The organism is Cognatundibacterium luofuense (assembly GCF_018139685.1).
GTDB lineage: Bacteria > Pseudomonadota > Gammaproteobacteria > Burkholderiales > Burkholderiaceae_D > Undibacterium > Undibacterium luofuense.
Genome location: NZ_JAGSPN010000701.1, coordinates 1 through 255, shown reverse-complemented (window position 1 = coordinate 255; position 255 = coordinate 1). Strand labels below are relative to the sequence as shown.

General features: G+C 57.3%; 1 pseudogene. It reads right to left on the bottom strand.

The annotated features are described in order from the left end of the window. Window positions 1-255: pseudogene (locus KDM89_RS22705) on the bottom strand (hypothetical protein); the annotation flags it as partial.

The window sequence follows — 255 nt, the reverse complement described above, 5'->3', positions numbered from 1 at the left end:
TGCCTGTCGTCACAAAGGTCAGTGTGCTGCCGGACACAGTACACACGCCTGTTGTTGCACTGGTAAAGGCAACGCTCAGACCGGAGCTTGCTGTCGCGCTCAGAGTCGGGGTCGTACCGAAGTTCTGGCTGCCCGGATTATTAAAGGTAATCGTTTGTGTGGCTTTCGGCGTCACCGCTGTCGATGCGGACGATGCACTGCCTGTACCGGCACTGTTCGTGGCGGTCACTGTAAAGGTGTATGCCGTGCCATTGG